General features: G+C 38.9%; 13 protein-coding genes and 1 tRNA gene. 7 read left to right on the top strand and 7 right to left on the bottom strand.

The features are described from left to right. Positions 1 to 215: 215 nt before the first annotated feature. Together HZA38_01620 and HZA38_01625 are read left to right on the top strand one after the other, a co-directional pair. Positions 216 to 809 (top strand): hypothetical protein, encoded by a 594-nt coding sequence (locus HZA38_01620; GenBank protein MBI5414192.1) that lies wholly within the window; start codon positions 216 to 218, stop codon positions 807 to 809. Positions 810 to 984: 175 nt separating this feature from the next. Then, positions 985 to 2568 (top strand): hypothetical protein, encoded by a 1584-nt coding sequence (locus HZA38_01625; protein ID MBI5414193.1) that lies wholly within the window; start codon positions 985 to 987, stop codon positions 2566 to 2568. Between the two features lie 101 nt (positions 2569 to 2669). Here HZA38_01625 and HZA38_01630 read toward each other — a convergent pair whose 3' ends face one another. Beyond that, positions 2670 to 3521: an EamA family transporter gene (locus HZA38_01630; GenBank protein MBI5414194.1), complete on the bottom strand. Its 852-nt coding sequence runs from the start codon at positions 3519 to 3521 to the stop codon at positions 2670 to 2672. A gap of 172 nt (positions 3522 to 3693) precedes the next feature. On the opposite strand from HZA38_01630, the gene HZA38_01635 reads away from it, so the two are divergent. The 3 genes from HZA38_01635 (at position 3694) to HZA38_01645 (ending at position 8171) form a co-directional block, all read left to right on the top strand. After that, complete coding sequence (locus tag HZA38_01635; protein MBI5414195.1) at positions 3694 to 4935, top strand: HlyC/CorC family transporter; 1242 nt, start codon at positions 3694 to 3696, stop codon at positions 4933 to 4935. Positions 4936 to 4952: 17 nt separating this feature from the next. Continuing rightward, positions 4953 to 5357, top strand: a complete 405-nt coding sequence (locus HZA38_01640; protein ID MBI5414196.1) for a septum formation initiator family protein — start codon at positions 4953 to 4955, stop codon at positions 5355 to 5357. 138 nt (positions 5358 to 5495) lie between these two features. Next, the gene (locus HZA38_01645) at positions 5496 to 8171 is read left to right on the top strand and encodes a fibronectin type III domain-containing protein (protein ID MBI5414197.1); all 2676 of its coding nucleotides are present in this window, start codon (positions 5496 to 5498) and stop codon (positions 8169 to 8171) included. Positions 8172 to 8184: 13 nt separating this feature from the next. On the opposite strand, the gene HZA38_01650 is transcribed toward HZA38_01645, so the two are convergent. Beyond that, positions 8185 to 9816 carry a hypothetical protein gene (locus HZA38_01650; protein ID MBI5414198.1) on the bottom strand — a complete coding sequence of 544 codons (1632 nt, stop codon included), beginning with the start codon at positions 9814 to 9816 and terminating at the stop codon, positions 8185 to 8187. A gap of 149 nt (positions 9817 to 9965) precedes the next feature. Further along, a complete protein-coding gene (locus HZA38_01655) occupies positions 9966 to 10733 on the bottom strand; it encodes a MarR family transcriptional regulator (protein MBI5414199.1) in 768 nt (255 codons plus the stop codon). Positions 10734 to 10900: 167 nt separating this feature from the next. Here HZA38_01655 and HZA38_01660 point away from each other — a divergent pair, with 167 nt between their 5' ends. After that, complete coding sequence (locus HZA38_01660; GenBank protein MBI5414200.1) at positions 10901 to 11944, top strand: Fic family protein; 1044 nt, start codon at positions 10901 to 10903, stop codon at positions 11942 to 11944. A 169-nt stretch (positions 11945 to 12113) separates the two neighbouring features. Here the strand turns inward: HZA38_01660 and HZA38_01665 are convergent. From HZA38_01665 to HZA38_01680, 4 genes are all read right to left on the bottom strand, one after another. Next, positions 12114 to 12187, bottom strand: a tRNA-Gly gene (locus HZA38_01665). 257 nt (positions 12188 to 12444) lie between these two features. Continuing rightward, positions 12445 to 13905 carry a hypothetical protein gene (locus tag HZA38_01670; protein ID MBI5414201.1) on the bottom strand — a complete coding sequence of 487 codons (1461 nt, stop codon included), beginning with the start codon at positions 13903 to 13905 and terminating at the stop codon, positions 12445 to 12447. A gap of 135 nt (positions 13906 to 14040) precedes the next feature. Further along, on the bottom strand, positions 14041 to 15153 hold the full coding sequence (locus HZA38_01675; GenBank protein ID MBI5414202.1) for an agmatinase family protein: 1113 nt from the start codon (positions 15151 to 15153) through the stop codon (positions 14041 to 14043). A gap of 12 nt (positions 15154 to 15165) precedes the next feature. Next, positions 15166 to 16191 carry a deoxyhypusine synthase gene (locus HZA38_01680; protein ID MBI5414203.1) on the bottom strand — a complete coding sequence of 342 codons (1026 nt, stop codon included), beginning with the start codon at positions 16189 to 16191 and terminating at the stop codon, positions 15166 to 15168. A 154-nt stretch (positions 16192 to 16345) separates the two neighbouring features. Between HZA38_01680 and HZA38_01685 the strand changes: the two genes are divergently transcribed. Next, positions 16346 to 16963, top strand: a complete 618-nt coding sequence (locus HZA38_01685; protein ID MBI5414204.1) for a ribonuclease HII — start codon at positions 16346 to 16348, stop codon at positions 16961 to 16963. Positions 16964 to 17119 lie beyond the last annotated feature (156 nt).

Genomic DNA, 17119 nt, shown 5'->3' on the forward strand with positions numbered 1-17119 from the left:
CTATTGTACTCTTTCCAATTTGCGATACGATATCTCTGTCTAAGTGAGGATTTCTTTTTCATTTTGAAAGAGGTTATTGTTCCTCCTCATCTTAGACATACTCCTATTCCCGTACAATTTATTTGTGCAACAAAGCCATTATGAATTATGAATTTTGAATTAAATTTCTCAATTTTTTAAGTTCTTAAATTAATTCAGAATTCAAAATTTCCCCCATGTTTCTCTGCATACAAAGTCTTTTTGGCACGGGAACTCTTCTTCTTTTTGATCGAACAGAAAAGAAAAAAGAAGAAATTGTCTGGGATGCTTCTTCTCTCCATGTGAATTTACTATCGCTTATTGCCTCAATTCTTGAAAAACATTCTCTTCAAATGACCGACATTGAGGAAGTATTTTTTGTTTTTGGTCCCGGACCATTTACTGCGGTAAGAAATATTGCCGTGACGATGAGCGTTTGGAAATCTCAGCAGAAAAGTTTACAGGTTTTTCAGGTCCCTTCAGGGGCATTCCTGAAAGCTGAATTTCCGCATGCTGATTATCTTTTTCTTTCTGCAGGAAAAATGGCATTTTTCCGATTCGATCGAGAAAATCCTGAAAAATTTGAAAAATTCCCGGTACAAAATATCGAGAATTTTTCCGGAACTTATGGAGGATTTTTTCATGAGTCACTTCTCCTTCCAAAGCATTTAATGCGAGTCCCTCAAATTTCAGCTGAACAGGTATTTCGAACGCTCTTCCTCGAACGAAAAAAGTTTCTCTTGAGAGATATACTTCCAGAATACGGTGCAGAACCAAATATATCGAAATAGCCAGCAGCAAGCAGGAATAAGGAATTAGGGATCAGGAATAAGGTAAGAAATCGGCACGAAATGAATCTTTCTATTCCTACTTCCTACTCTTCTTGATTCCTTTACAAGTCAATTGACTTTTGTGGGGAAATATATAAAATGAACACCCGAATGATTAAAAAATTATTCCCCCCACATGGTTTTTCAAACATTAGGGTTCACTCAGAAAAAAGATTCTCTCACACCTCTTCACTTATTCGAAAAGCTGAAGAATGTGGTTTTCGAAAGAAGACCAGGGTTTCAAAGAATTATGGAGAAATATGGGGGGAAAAGTATTGCGGGATACGCGGATCATTTTTTGGAGATAAAAACGAACGATGTTCTTGAAAAAAGAAGAGCTGTTTGTAGAAAAGTCATCAAAGAAGGTCTTAAAAAGAGACTCCCTGAAGATGTTGTGGAGAATGTTGATAAACAGCTCGAAATAAAACCACTTGTTTCAACATCAGATCATCATGCCATTTGTGATCATCCCTCTTGGATAAATGCTGATATTATTACAGCGCTGCCGTATAGGAATGATCCGGGACTCCATCTTCCATATTCTCTCGTTTTATCTTTTGCGAGTGTTTCTCAGAACAATTCTTTTGGATATCCAAGAGGAATTATGTTCCACGGTGGAGAAAGCGGGGAAGGAGAGCTCATCAGGATTCCGCTTCTTCCCGACAGGATAAAAATGAGAACAGTATATGGTTCTGATCCGTACACGAAAAAGGACTTAGAAAAAGCGAAAAGTTTACTTTTAGAAAAACGAAAAGATGGTCTCATTTCTCAAAAAAGGGCTGAAGAAGTAGCCCTTTTTATTAATGCAGAACTTGATACCGAAGATATTCTCTCTTCTCCTGGATTTACAACACAGATTACAAAAATAAACTTTCATCTTTGGCCGAAACTTTTTGGAAATGGTCCTGAAAAACCTCATGATCTCATTTATTTAGATGCAGAAACAGTAGTGAGAGATCTCCTTCGGAGTGTAATTTTTTCTTCTCCTGATTCTCTGTTATTTCGTGCAATTTTTGATGAGAAAGTGAGAGCTCTTATTCTTCAATATTTTGATGCTATTCCAGGAGCTTTTTCAACAGAAAGGGACTCAGGAACATACATGTTTTGGGGAAGAAATGAAAAGGGATATCGGCTGAGAATGCTTCCCAAACGGAATACCCTTGTCGCTGAAGACGATTCTTTTTCGATTCCTTTGGATGTTCCATCGGTGACAGCGGCACTTACTGCAAAAACTATTTTTCCAAGCGCGATGCTCGTATACATGACTCTCTCTTTATATTTTGGACTCAAATGTCTTGGAGGATATTGTCAAGTAAATAATTTGGCGAGAATGCGAGACGTTTTGCAGAATATACTTATCGATTTGGGAGAAGAAGAGGAAGCTCAAAATTTAAACAAAATCCAGGCAAAAGAATTTTGTGGCATGGGAATTGTCCTTGCGTATCTCGAAAATTCACGCGGAGAACTTACTCCCGCAACTGGCATTGATCTGTATCTTAAAAAAGACAAGCTTTCATTTAAAGATTATAAAAACATTGCTTCTGAGCTCACTGTAAGAGAAATGATGGATCCCATATTTCCAGAAATGTATAAGGATTTTGTTCCTGTTTCCGAAAGAGATCCTGAACTTTTGACATTAAGTTATGAGGATATTTTCCAAATGACAGGGTTAGAGCAAAGACTCAAAAATGTGTTCCAGGAAATAATTCATGAGTCGTAATCAGTAAATCTGAAAGCGACAATTCCTATTGTCGCCCTATTATTCACAAATGGCACAAATATGCCGCTTGACTTTGTTCAGCGCCTACAAACGAATTCCGTTCATCCAGCAACTTGTGCGATTATAATCGAGACGAGCACCACAAAAAAAGCAACTGTTTTTTTGAATTCAAGTTTATCCTTGAGGAATATCACTGCGGCAAAATAGACAAGAAGCGGTTGAATTGAAAAGAGGAGAAGTGTGTAGATGATTCCGGAATGTTGGTAACTCGTATAGAAAAGTATCCAGGCAACGCAAGAAAGAGTGTTCGTGAGAATAAAAAGGAGCATTGCTTTTCCTGAGATATTCTCTGTGTGTTTTGAAAAAAGAGGGAAAAGGACAAGGGCCATCATGGCGCTCCGGATGAGTTCAAGAGAAATAGGATTCCAAGTCATGAGTAGAGTTTTGAGAATAGCTGCGTCAATTGGCGCTGAAATCACAGACCAAATGAGGAATGGAGCGGTATGTTTTGCAATATGAAAATGATGGTGCTTAAAATGCGACCAAATGACCGCAAACGTAGCGATAAAACTTGGGAAAACAATAAAGTAATTTCTTTCATCGGCAAAGAAAATACTCGAACCAAGTAAAACAGAAAATCTTGGAAGAAGTTCAAGAGTTTGAATTTCTGCGAGATGATCATCATGAAGTGCTCGATAAAAAATAAGGTTGGTAATGATTTTTATAATCACCGAAAGAGTAATCAGAAAAAACAGGTTTCCTGCAAAAAGCTCTTGAGAAAAAAGAGGTGGTTCAAAAATAAGAAAAATAATGAAAGTAATTGCAAAACTCAAAGGAAAACTAATTCCGGTGTATGTTTGGAACGTAATGTGTTTTAGAGAAAGAACAACTTTATCTAATGTAAAAGAACCTGATTGAAGAATTGCGGCGAGAATCGGATAAAGGAAATTCATGAAAAAAGTGAACAAAAAATCATCTCAAGTATGAGGGAAGGCAAGGAAAAGAGTCAACTCATGAAGTGAGGCGATCAGATAATAAAAAATACTGAGAGAGGAATTCTCGACTTTTCGTGAAGGGGATGATACAGTTTCCTGAGCAATAGATTTTCCTTTTATCTCATTTTTTGTGGACGAATCTTCGTCGGGAATATTCCTTCTTTTTCTCCTTCTTCTCCTCCTGCTTTCTTCATTTTTTTCTTGCTCGGAAGCAGCTCTGCTTTCCGTGAGTCGCGCAAAAGTTCGGGCTCTTAGAAATAAGAACAAATGGGGGTCTCATGCTCTTGAATGGCTGAAGCACCACCCAAAAAAACTGATTATCACCATTCTTATCGGCAATAATGTGGTGAATATTCTTTTGCCTGTTCTCACGACCATTTGGGCTACAAACAAATTTGGAAGTCATGTTGTCGGTATTGTTACGGGAATTCTTACCGTGCTTCTGCTTCTTTTTGGAGAAATTCTTCCCAAAAATATGGGGCAGATGTACAGCACGCGCATTGCACTTCTCGTATCGCCTCTTATTTATTTTTTGGTGAAAATTCTTTTTCCAATTGTATGGATCTTGGAAAAATTTTCAGATGCTCTTCTCATCAGTAAAAATTACGATCAAATTACGGAAGATGAAGTCCTCGCAATGGTTTCTCTTGGTGCAGAAGGCGGAGCGATTGAGCATGAAGAGCGGCAACTCATCGAAAATGTTCTTGAATTTTCTGACACCAACGTAGAGGAAGTAATGACCCCAAGAACAGCTATGGATGTTCTTGATGCAGAAACATCTCTCGGAACAGCTGTTGATTTTTTTATTGAACACTCTCACACTCGCATTCCGGTATTTGAGGGAAGTGTTGATAATATTATTGGCGTTATTACTATCAAACAAACCCTGAACGCATGGAAGGAATATGAAGACACAAAACTCATTAAAAATTTAGATCTCAAGAAACCGCTTTTTGCGCCAACTACGAAAAAAATTTCTGACACTTTCCGCGATTTTCAGCAAAATCGGACACACATCGCGATTGTAATCGATGAGCACGGAGGTACTGTGGGACTCGTGACCATGGAAGATCTTCTCGAAGAAGTTTTCGGTGATATTGTGGATGAAAAGGATGTGGAAGAAAAATGGGGAACGAAGATTCGGGAGAATGTGTGGGTTGTGAAGGGGGGCATCAGTCTTGCAGATTTATTCGAGAAAATAGGTGTGGATCTCCGAGAAAATGATGAAGAAAAACCATTAGCGCTCTTCATTCTTGAACGAATGCAAAAAATTCCTTATCGTGGGGACAGCATTAAAATGGCATCGGCTACACTCGTCATAGAAAAGATGAATGGACACAAGATTGATAAAGTTCGCGTTCTCAAAAAATAATCGCTATAGTGAAGAGCATGAGAAAGTCATATGTTTCCCAAAACGTAACGGTGTCGATTGTGCTGATTGCCCTCATCATAGGGACGATATATCTTTTGTTTATTTTTTCAAGCGCGATTTGGAAGTCTCAGAGAAAAGAGAAGTTGTATGAAGAATTTCGAAAAGATATTGCTCGTCTTGAGGAAGAGAACGCTAGTCTTTCAGAGCGATATGATCTCCAAAGAACGGACGAGTTTTTTGATAAATATGCCAAGTCTAATCTTGGGAAAATAAATCCCGGAGAAAAAGTCATTATCATAGAAAATACTCCTGAAACTCCACCTCTTGATTTCAGCGGTCTTTCTGACGAAGAAAAGGAAATGGAAATTCTGAAAGCGAGGCCTATTCGTGAACAGTGGTGGCATTTCTTTTTTGAGAAATAATAAAATTCGTGACTTTTACGGCGGAGAACATTGATAATATTATGAAATAATAGTATAATATACATAATAATAAATATAAAAATCAATATGCACAAAAAAATTCTGTTATGTTCTGTATTTTTGGCACTGGCAGCAATTGTGTCTTTAAACATTTTTGCTCTTTCTCCTCTTACGGCTAGTGTTCTTCAATCACCGCCGCCAACACCGTCTATAACAGGTCCGACTTTAGGAGTTGTGGGAGGTTCATATCGTTTCTCAATAACAATGTCCCGGAATAACTCAAGCCCAAACCCGTGTCGTTTGGACTTGGTTTTTGACAATGGTACGGGCTCATACGGTTCACGTGGACCATACGCCGTACCTGTCGGTGGAACGGCTACTACTGAATTTGATACCAATTGGTTAAGACCTGGGACATATTCCGTTAGAGCCCAAGTACAGGATGTTTGCTTAGGGAACTCGAGTTGGTCACCAAGCATAGCAGTCACTATAACTCCCGATACGACTCCTCCTACCGCGCCAACATTTTTTTATGGCGGCGCTCAATCTACCTCACAAATAGATCTCACCTTTGGTAATTCCACGGACAATGCCTACATCGCCGGATACAAGGTGTACCGAAATGACTCCTTTTTGGCTAATGCATCAGGACGGACATCCGACTTTGACTTTCACTCATGGGGCACATATTCCGATACTGGTCTTTCACCATCGACAACTTATACCTACACTTTTGCCGCCTACGATTCAGCAGGGAATATTTCCTCGAAATCGGACCCGGTGAGTCTTACGACGTATTCTCCTCCCGATACTGCCGCACCTTCCAACCCTACCAATCTTTCCGCCACAGCCATCTCTTCATCTCAAATCGATCTTTCCTGGAATGCCTCCACGGATAACGTTGGCGTTATCGGATACAAAGTTTATAGAAACGGTGACTATTTTACAGATGTAACTTCTCCGTCTTTCTCCGACACCTATGTTTCCGCGAATACGACCTACGGTTATACAGTTGCCGCCTATGATATCGCAGGAAATTTGTCTTCACAAAGCAGTTCTGTTAGCGCAACGACGCTTGCTGGTACAAATAGTACTCCGCCAGCCGAACCTCCACCCGATACACAAGCTCCAACCGCACCAACAGAACTTACGGTAACAGATGTACTTTCCACTCAAATAAATCTTACGTGGACCGCTCCTACGGACAATGTTGGAGTCGTTGGTTATAAGATTTTCAGAAATGGTGAGTTTATCGATACCACAGTCAACACTTATTACAATGATCACAATCAATCTTCACCCGAGTACTATACGGTTCTTCCATCATCCACTACGTATGTTTACACCGTAGCCGCCTATGATGAAGCACAAAATCTTTCGCTGCAAAGCAATTCCGTAAGTGCAAAAACCTTAAATAGCGATGAGACTATTCATCCGTCTCCGGACACCAATCCAGATACCAATGTCACGAATACTCCTCCGCCAGTTCCTTCAACCCTAACTTCGGTGTCAAATTCCGGAACAGTCGGAACAGCATATACATTCTCATCAAAACTTTCTCCAGATCTAGATGGAAACCAGGTAAAGGCAATATTTGATTGGGGTGATGGGGAAACGAGCGAGAATTCTTCGGGGCTCATTACTCCAGTTGCTGCAGGGACTTCAGTTTCAGCGTCACACTCTTGGTCCACAGGTGGAACATATAAAGTAAAAGTGAAAGCCGTTGATTCGATAGATGAATCATCTGCTTGGTCATCCTCAGCAACAATGACAATAAAGGTTGCAAATGATGACGAAAAAATAGCCCCAAGTATACCAACCAATCTTTCGGCTAAAGTAATTTCTTCATCACAAATCAATCTTACCTGGAATGCGTCCACCGACAATACAAAAATCGCAGGATACAAGATATTGAGAGGTGGCGTTTCTATTGGTTCTTCAAACACACCTTCATATTCTGATACTGGATTATCGCCAGCAACTTCATATAGTTATACCGTTGCCGCTTACGATGTCGCGGGGAATATTTCGGCACAAAGTAGTCCAGTGTCTGCAAAAACTTCTAACGCTGAAGTTTCAAAAGATAAAAATACAGATCAAGTTATCAACGATAAAGATAAGGATAAAGTTTCCAAGAATACCGATCAGACTTCTCAGGATAAGGACAAAATTTCTAAAGATACCAATCAAGTAAACAAAGATAAGATGCTTCCATTAAAATTCACCAGAAATTTGAGAGTCGGATCAAAAGGCGATGATGTAAAAGCTCTTCAGCAAATTCTCATAAATGAAGGAGTTTTCCCAAAAGGAAAAGTGACAGGTTCTTTTGATATAAAAACAAAAATAGCGGTGATAAAATTTCAAAATAAATATACATCAGAAATACTTACTCCAATGGGACTCAAGAAGGGGAATGGTATTGTTGCGGAAAAAACCAGAGCAAAACTCAATGCATTGTATAAAGGAAGTACTGGTGTCATTACTCCACCAAGTACGACTCCTACTATTTCTTCCCTTTCACCTTCGAGCGGTCCTGTGGGCTCCAAATTCACAATTACCGGATCTGGATTCACTCCGACTGGCAATAAAGTAAAATTTGGCGATTTGGGCAGGGAGAACAGCCCTGATAGCAATATTTCTTCTGATGGCACTACCATCACTTTTACTGTTCCCGGAGGGAATTATTTAGCATGCTGGAATACCAGACCAGCCTGTCAGGCTCCGGCTTATATGACACAACCCGGAACATATGATGTATCTGTTATTAATACGAACGGCACCTCACGAACAAAAACTTTTACGGTGACGAAATAGGGGATCTTTTTTCTCAATACACTTTCTCTAAATAGCACTTCTCACATAAGACTTTATATCCACTATTTTCCGGATAGACCGTTTTTATATTTTCCGCACAACAAGAACAAGTTGAACTTATCAGTTTTTTCGGAGGCTGAAGGCTAAGAAGTTTCTTGTACCGTTCATCTGGTGATATTCGTGGAATAGGAAGTTTGTACGTTTTATAAAATTTGAGTTCTTGCGGAATTATTTTGTAGCCCTTTCCTGTATTTTCACAGGTGAGAATTTGCTTACAAATAGATTCATCCACTTCCTCAATATTTTTTGGGATCTCATACACAGTATCTGGCTTGAGTTTTTTCTCTTCATCATGCCATAAATATCCCTTTGCGATCGCCTGTTCTTTCGAAAGGGGATAATATTCATGTGCGGCAGTAATATTGTATGGAAACGATGAAAGAGTACTTGGAAAAGGCCGACCCCATTCACCAGTTTTTTCCATATGCTCTTTTATTTTTGTGAGCATTGTTTCGTAATCTTCCTTTGAATATTTTTTGTTGAGAATCATAAATTCCGCTTTTCGAAGCCCTACACACCCAAAACAGTTTGTAATGTTCACACATTGGTCACAGTAAACAGCATCTCGAGCAGTTACTGTATATGAAGAGAACTTTACATTGTAGAGTTCGTATGCTGTATCGCATTCAAGACATAATTCTGATTTTTCATTCGCAAGATTGTCATAACAATTTTTGTCCCGATAGCAATCGTATACATTTATACAATCTTCCGATTCTGTGACATAAAATCCATTCATTATATTTTTGGAATCACCGATAAAATCTCCTGTGCAATTATCTGAGTTTATTACTCGTAAATTTTTATGAAACAGTTGTTTTTTGAAATTTTCAAATTTGTTGTTGAGAGCATTTTTGTTGTTGAAAAGTTGGTATAAGAATTTTTCTTTTTCTTTGGAGTAATCCTCTTTTGAATATTGTTTGTTGAGGATCATGTATTCCTTATTTCTTATTTGCGCACAGAGGAAACAGTTTGTGCAACCACGACAATCATAGAGGAAATAGGAATCTCTACAGCCATCAGAAAGCTGAGAATAATGCGTGTTGTAGCATTTTTTACACTCCACGCACTCTGAACAATACTCACTTTCTTTCACATTGAGACAATCAATGCAGGTGTTACATTTCATGACGCGCATACAATAATATAAATTTTCGCTGTCGTAAGACGAAAATGTTAAATAGCTGTCTTTTATTTCCGCGCTGTTATTCGTGTAATCACTATTTTCGCAATTTATGTACATTCTTGCCCATCTCGGAACTTCTTTTTGGAGCTCCCGAAATTGCTCAAAGAAAGATTTGGTAAAATCAAAATCTTTTCCGTAGTGACTTGCATCAAAACTGTCACTCCACCATTCATCTGTATCTATTATTTTGAAAGGGCTTGAAGATGGATATGTAGAAATAATTGTTTTTCCCGAAATATGACTTTTTGTCAGAAATAATTTTCTTTCATTTCGAAAAATAAGATGGCGTTTGTGCCGACACTCAGGGCAGATTTCTGGTAATTTTGCATCGAACCGGCGGTAGCTATCTTCTTCCCCGAGGAAATACGTAAATTCGGCGCTGCATTCAGAACAATTCATAGATATGTAATGAAATTCTGCGTGAAACAAAGCTCAACAATAATAGTTCAGCAGAGTGCTTGTTCAACTTGGGAAAACGAAGAATTTTTATAAATTACGGAGGAAACGATGAATTCTCGAGATCCCCAATTCCCACAAAAGCGGGAAAACTACACAATGTTTGAATAAATAAGATCTTTATAAAAATTCGCTATAACTGGGGAATGAATGAATGTGGAAATGATTTCACCCGTTTTATTCAAATCCCATATATGGACATAATCATTCCCTTGAAAAGCATTCACCAAGAATGGTTTATACATTGGCAACTTTGATCTCTTTGATTTTCTATTCTGAGTAACATCCAGTTTATCGCAATCGGTTATTTCTTGGGTATACGGTCCGTATTTTGCTATAGAGACAAAGGCACTACTCCCATGTTTGAGTCGATTTTTTACAAACTGTTTCTCGAGTGGGATGAGGTTCCGATTTTCATTATTGAAATCTTCCCAATTTACAAATGCGATCAGACTATCCCACTTCATTTCCGAAAGATCGATATACTTCTCATATGTTTCCTGCTCATCTAATTCTTCAATATACACATCTTTTTCACCTACATGGAACTGCTTTCCAATTTCTAAGCTTTTAAAATAGTTGATGAGATAACGGTCTCTTCTGTTCTGGTTTTTGAGTTGTTGTATCAATGTATTTAAAGAATTGACGGTAAGAGACTGCTTCCAACTCTGATGAGAAGACCGAATCAAATTCTTGTTTTTGAGTTCATCAAAAGCTCTATAAATGGAAGATTTAGATTGTTTCAGATGCAAACAAGCATCCGCAACGGAGTGATAGGGATTATTATAAATAAAAACATAGAGCTCTGCCTCAGCAGTTGATAACCCAGCCCGGATAAGTTTTGAAATGAGTGATTTCATAGGCAAAAACGAGAATATCGTAGTCTCTGAGGTGTTTTTGTCAATATCCTGAGCTCCTTATGGTGCGAAGTGCGAATTTTTTATGTTGAGAAACAATCTTCCATTTGCTTTTTGCCACACAAAAGAATATTATTTAAGCGACAAATAAACGACATTTTTAACGACACATGTTTTTCCCGAAATTTCACATAACCTCGAGCATTCTCAATAATCTGAGTAGGATTGATGTTCTTCGAGAAAAAATTCTCACATGCCCTATTCATCCAAAAGAGGAATATAAACTCAAACGAGAAGCAATTCTCAGTATGGTGCACAATTCAACGGCAATTGAGGGAAATATGCTGAATGAGCGTGAAGTGCAAAAGGTTTTGGAGGGAAAGAAAATCAATGCAAATTCAAGAGATATTTATGAAGTGCAAAATTATAAAAAGTCGCTCGCCTTTATTTCCCTCAGGAAATCATCAGAGATTACAGAGAGAGATATTTTAAAAATTCATAAACTCACAACCGCAAATGTCCTTCCAAAGGAAAAATGTGGAATATATCGAAAAGAACCAGTGTATGTGGTAAGAAGAACTCCTCTTACACAAGAAGTATTGTATATAGCTCCAGATCATTCAAAAGTTCCTCGTCTTGTCCGTGATCTCTGCGAGTGGATAAACACTTCGCGAAAAGAAAAATTATCCCCTGTACTCATCGCGGGAATTGCCCATGCGGAAATGGCGGCAATACATCCTTTTTCCGATGGAAATGGTCGTACGGCAAGACTTCTCGCAACTTTAATTCTGTATACGGAAAAATACGATTTTAGAAAATTGTTTGCTCTGGAAAATTATTATAATTCAGAGAGACAAAAGTATTACAAAGCCATACATCTCGGAAAGAATTATGCTGAGAGATCAAAAGGATCCATGACCCCATGGCTTGAATATTTTGTAAAAGGATTTTTGAGTGAAATGGAAGTTGTTTTAGATAAGATCAGACCTTTTTTGTATTTTAAAAAAGCGCCAAAAGAAAGGGTTATTCTTTCCAAAAAAGAAATACAAATCCTCGATTTTTTGAACGAAATGGGAAATATCACGAGTTCAGATGTTCAAGATATCCTCACCGTGACAAAAAGAACGGCGCAAAGATTTTTAAAAAAGCTCATCGAAAAAAAACTTGTAGCAAAGCGTGGAAGCAAAAAAAACGCAATGTATGTTCTTGTATAAGAACATAAAACATGGCTTTAGTAACGCATTTGACTTCGCTCAGGGTTACCGCCAAATATTGCAAAGTCCCTCGACTCCTCCGCAAAAGCGGAGTCGCTCGGGACAAAGGATCTTCGGCTTCATTTCCTCACCCGCTTCGCGGGTTCGTCATTCAGCTCGAATTCAACTTTGGAGCGGGTAACGGGAATTGAACCCGTGTCTCGACCATGGCAAGGTCATGTACTACCGCTGTACTATACCCGCACACATGTGTGCTAACCAGAAATGTGAATGAACCCGTGTCTCGATCCCGCAGTGCGGGACAAGGTCATGTACTACCACTATGCTATCCCCGCAGATTTTTCTCGAAAATAATCTTTCAATGAACATGCAATTTCTCTCGCAGAATTCACGCTATGTGTATTCTTCCTTGAAAAAGCGAAGAGGATGGTAACTAGTCCACTCCAAAAAATCAAGTTCTCGTTGCCATCGAGAGAATCTCCATTTGTGATTTTTAGTAATCACCATCCGAATGTTTTTCCAATGTCTTCTGCTGATTCTCTCTTTCGACCGACTTTTATTTCTCCATTTTGGGCAATGAGTTTAAGAGGGGACGAGAGGAGACAGTGATGCGACGCGAGAGAATCCTGATATGCTCCGGTATCAAGAAATGCTATGTAGAGTTCATCTGTTTCATTGAGTTTCGGAAGCAAAATATAACTTCCTCCAGCTGTGTACTTATCATCGGAGTCACAAGAAGATCCTGCGAGCCAAATTTTTTGGAGCTTTCTTGTCTTCATGCAATTCACAGGAACTACATGCCATTTTTGATGAATTGCCCAGGTGTCAATGAGGTCATTCATAAAACTTCCATCAATAACGTACCACTGATTATTTCCCTTATTCTCCACAGTTTTTTCCGCGAGAATTTTATAAATCGTTATTTGTGATGGTGCTGCAACATATCTTCCCCATTCTACGATCAAATTTGGATGGCGAACTCCCAATTTATTGCATGTAGATATTGCACTTTTGACAATAAAATGAATCAGACTTTTTCCCGAATAAAATCGCTTCTTTTTTTCATACGGAACACCAGCGCCTCCGCCAATATCAAGCGTGTCGAGTCCAGGATTTTTTTCACGTAACTGTGCATACAGTTCAAGAGCTCGTTTCATCGGTCTCACAATTCCCTCCATACTTTCGATCTGACTTGAAATATGATAGTGGAGAACGGAAAGATTTTTAATCTTCCCGATGTTCAAGAGTTCTGTTTCGGTGAACCCAAACCGATTGAATTTTTTATCCCAGTAACTTTTTACTTTCACATCAAGATTTACCCGAATTCCCACTTCTCCTTTGAATTTTTTCAGGTATTCGAGTTCTACATAATCTTCAATAACAGGAATTACGACAAGTCCTTTCATCTTGAGTTCTTCAATCAAATCGAGATATTTTTTGGTTTTTGGACCATTACATATCACTCGAATTTTTACGTTAAATTTATCTTGTTCCACCATTCTTTTCACGAGAAAAAGTTCATTGGCACTGGAGACTTCTAAATTTGCGCCTTCTGCCACCGCGGTCAGTACAATTTCTTTATTCTGATTCACCTTCATCGCGTAGTGATAAAAAAACTTTCCTTTGTATCCGAGAATTTTAATATAGGCGTTAAATGTTTCAATAAGATCACGAACACGTTTTTCGATAACAGTTGGAAATACAATTTCCGTGGATGTTCCATATTTCTTCACAATATCAAAGACATTGTACTGATAATTTCCTTCACGAACGATAAGCTCGCCATCAGGACCAATGTCAAAAATGTCAGTGTTACACTCCTCCAGACCAAGTTTCCAAAATTTCCGAAACCCATTTTTTTTCTTTTTTGCCCCGGATTTCTTCCGTTTCTTTTTTTTGGGAGGAAGTGGTGGGACTGATGCTAAAGGAGGAGCTTCTGTTTTCGGAGTATCCGTGTTCATGGAAAAATTATAAAAAAATATGACCTTCTCATTTTCTCTCTTATCTAAGGAGAGGAGTCGGTCTTAGAAAAACTTTGCGCCAAAGCGAATAAATTCAATCAATTCTCTGAAAAATAAATTCGTGTGCGTAATGTATCATCGTGAAAATATTTTATCAATAAAGTTTTTTTTATAATTTCCCTGCGACTTTGCCATCAGCATCGAAAGTCGATATAAAATACGAGCACCTACAGACGCGTCCCATTCGCTCTCTTTGTCCTTTCCCGGCGATACTTCTGAGAGATCAAATCCGATAATAGTTCGTCCACTTCGTACGACCGCTTCCAAAAGAAAGAGTGCTTCTTCGTATTCGAGTCCTCCCGGAACGGGGGTTCCTGTATGCGGGCACAAGTGAGGGGAAAGCGCATCAATATCGAAGCTGATATATACTTTTGAAGAAAGAGAACGAACGATTTTTTCGCACTCCTTTTTCCATGTTGATCCTCGAAATATATTTTTTTTCAAAACACGATCAAAAAAAGGAAGTATTTTTCCATGGGAATTTCGAATGCGATCTGCTTCTTCTGTACAAAAATCTCGCACTCCTACAGAGACAATGTGATCGATATTCGATATGAGTGAAGCATGATACATAATGGATGCATGCGAGAATTCAAATCCTTCATATGCCTTCCGAAGATCTGCATGAGCATCGAGATGAAGAATGGAATATTTCGGATGCACTTTTGATAATGCCTGCATGTATCCAAGTGGGACACTATGATCTCCACCAAGCACTCCGACGAGTTTCCCTTTTCGAAGGAGTTTTTGTGATTCATGAAAAAGCCAATCACGAAGTTCCTCACAACCAGAATTTATTTCCGCATATAATTTTTTTACTTTTACGTCATTCGGGGAGCCACCTTTCTCGAGATGGCGAATACATATCTCGGCTTTTTTTCTGAGGTATTCTCCTTTTTTTCGGAAGCGTGATTCTCCAGGAAGAAGGGCAATGCCAATTTTCCAGGCGTCAGGAATTTCAAGGTCATAGAGATCGACTTGCGATGACGCTCTGAGAATTGCTTCTGGTGCTTTTTCCGTGTTTCCACCATATGAAATGGTGACACTCCAAGGGACACCAAGAATCACGACATCAGATTCTTCTGGAGTAAATGGAAGTCCATATATGCTTCCATTCAGCTTTCTAACTGCATTCGGGTCAAACGCGGCAATCTTCGACTTCTTCGATCGCATTTGTTTGGTGTTCATATTCCTCTAAAATTAAGAAAAGAGTTTTGAAAAATTCGTCCGCTCTCGATTCTTCCAATTTCCTTTTTCATACGCAGCTGCGACAATAATTGGCAGTGCAAGTGTTGCTTCGGAATATACCATTTGTTCGTACACGGTACTCACTTTTCCCCAAGAACTTGCTTCTTTGAGAGTAGAAGAAGAGCACGCTCCATCGCGAACATCGGCAACGGTAATTTGAACAGCATATTTATGAACAGGAGCTTCAACGCCCAGAACTTCAGCACATACAACGGTATCCTGTGCGAAATTTTTTGGAACGCCGCCTCCAACCATGAGAAGTCCACTCTGAGTGCTTTTCATTTTTATTTCGGAAAGTTCTCGAAAGTCTTTCACAGAATCAATCGAAACATGTGCGTCTTTATGGTGTTCTTGGTGGAGTACGAGTCCAAAACCTGCTGAAGAATCGGAAAATGCCGGACAAAATATCGGAACATTATGCTCATACGCCACTTGCACCAGAGAATCTTTCTTTACTGAATTTTTTTGAAGATATTTTCCCATTTCCGCGATAAATTCACGGGAAGAATATGGACGCGGAGACAAAGCATCCGCTATTTTCGCAATAGCATGATCACATTCCTGCAGTTCTTCTTCATCAATAAGCGTGTCGTAAATGCGATCGATGTAAAGACTCCTCAGCATTCCATCATCAAGAAAAGGATTTCCCCGGTAATGCTTGAATCCGAGTGCCTCGAAAAAATCCATGTCCACAATCGACGCTCCGGTCGAGACAATGACATCAACCATGTTATTTTTTACCATATCAACATATATCTGCATACATCCAGCAGCGTTGGTACTTCCTGCAAGAGTAAGCCATACAGAGCACTCTTTCTCTCCGAGCATTTGGTTATAAATTTCCGCAGCACGCGCAAGATCACGTGCAGAAAACGACATTTTTGAGTACGCTTCCACGAGTGGAGTGACATGAAGACTCGTAATATCAATATGTTCAATAGGAGTACTCAAAAGTTCTTTTTTTGTAAATGTTCTCATGATGAAAGAAGGGAAAAAATAGAGCAGTTTTAGCGTAGCGTTCAGTTCCAATTTTTACAAGATGAATTTATCCGCCGCGTCATTCTGAAATGACGAATAATAAGAAAAATTTCGATTGTTGCATTTTTGTTCTTGCGTCATTTATTCTATAGGCATGAATTCCCTCGATGAACATTATCGAAAACAAGGATTCAAATTGATCTGTGGAATCGATGAAGCCGGTCGCGGTCCATGGGCTGGTCCGGTATTTGTCGCCGCGGTTATTCTTCCAGCTGATCATGGAATTATCGGACTGGACGATTCTAAAAAACTTTCTCCAAAAAGAAGAGAAAAGCTTTTTGAGGAGATTATAAAAAAAGCAATTTCGTATTCGGTCGTCAGCATTTCCAACCTTCAAATTGATAAAACTGATATTCTGAAAGCGACGAAACTCGGAATGCAAAAAGCGGTGAAAAATCTCAAAATCCAATCTGATTTGATTCTGATCGATGCGATAAATATTAATCTTCCGGAAATTTGTCAGGTGAATCTCATTAAAGGTGATTCGCGGAGCGAATCTATTGCCGCAGCTTCCATTCTCGCAAAAGTGAGCCGAGATCGACACATGATGCAAATGCATAAAAAATATCCTGTATACAATTTTTGTTCACACAAAGGGTACGGGACGAGAGAGCACGAAGAAGCACTGAGAAAATATGGACCGTGTGCGATTCATCGGTTTTCGTTTGAGCCGGTGCGAGAATTGATGTCTGTTGATGAGTGTAATTTTTAATTTTGAAATTTCAAATTTTTACCTTGAGTCCAATAAATAATGATGTATAATATGGGAGAATTTTCCCCCATATTTATGAAAAGAAATGAGATAACGCATCAGGAAATAACAAAAGAGGCATTGGAGAGAGAGAAAAAGAAGTCAAAAAGCATGCAA

Source organism: Candidatus Peregrinibacteria bacterium (assembly GCA_016220175.1).
GTDB lineage: Bacteria > Patescibacteriota > Gracilibacteria > CAIRYL01 > CAIRYL01 > JACRHZ01.

Excerpts from the sequence above, each read along its gene's own strand:
- HZA38_01655 (MBI5414199.1), bottom strand. The coding sequence starts at position 10,733 with ATGAAATCACTCATTTCAAAACTTATCCGGGCTGGGTTATCAACTGCT.
- HZA38_01620 (MBI5414192.1), top strand. The coding sequence starts at position 216 with ATGTTTCTCTGCATACAAAGTCTTTTTGGCACGGGAACTCTTCTTCTT.
- HZA38_01650 (MBI5414198.1), bottom strand. The coding sequence starts at position 9,816 with ATGAATTGTTCTGAATGCAGCGCCGAATTTACGTATTTCCTCGGGGAA.
- HZA38_01685 (MBI5414204.1), top strand. The coding sequence starts at position 16,346 with ATGAATTCCCTCGATGAACATTATCGAAAACAAGGATTCAAATTGATC.
- HZA38_01660 (MBI5414200.1), top strand. The coding sequence starts at position 10,901 with ATGTTTTTCCCGAAATTTCACATAACCTCGAGCATTCTCAATAATCTG.
- HZA38_01625 (MBI5414193.1), top strand. The coding sequence starts at position 985 with ATGGTTTTTCAAACATTAGGGTTCACTCAGAAAAAAGATTCTCTCACA.
- HZA38_01640 (MBI5414196.1), top strand. The coding sequence starts at position 4,953 with ATGAGAAAGTCATATGTTTCCCAAAACGTAACGGTGTCGATTGTGCTG.
- HZA38_01680 (MBI5414203.1), bottom strand. The coding sequence starts at position 16,191 with ATGAGAACATTTACAAAAAAAGAACTTTTGAGTACTCCTATTGAACAT.
- HZA38_01675 (MBI5414202.1), bottom strand. The coding sequence starts at position 15,153 with ATGAACACCAAACAAATGCGATCGAAGAAGTCGAAGATTGCCGCGTTT.
- HZA38_01670 (MBI5414201.1), bottom strand. The coding sequence starts at position 13,905 with ATGAACACGGATACTCCGAAAACAGAAGCTCCTCCTTTAGCATCAGTC.
- HZA38_01630 (MBI5414194.1), bottom strand. The coding sequence starts at position 3,521 with ATGAATTTCCTTTATCCGATTCTCGCCGCAATTCTTCAATCAGGTTCT.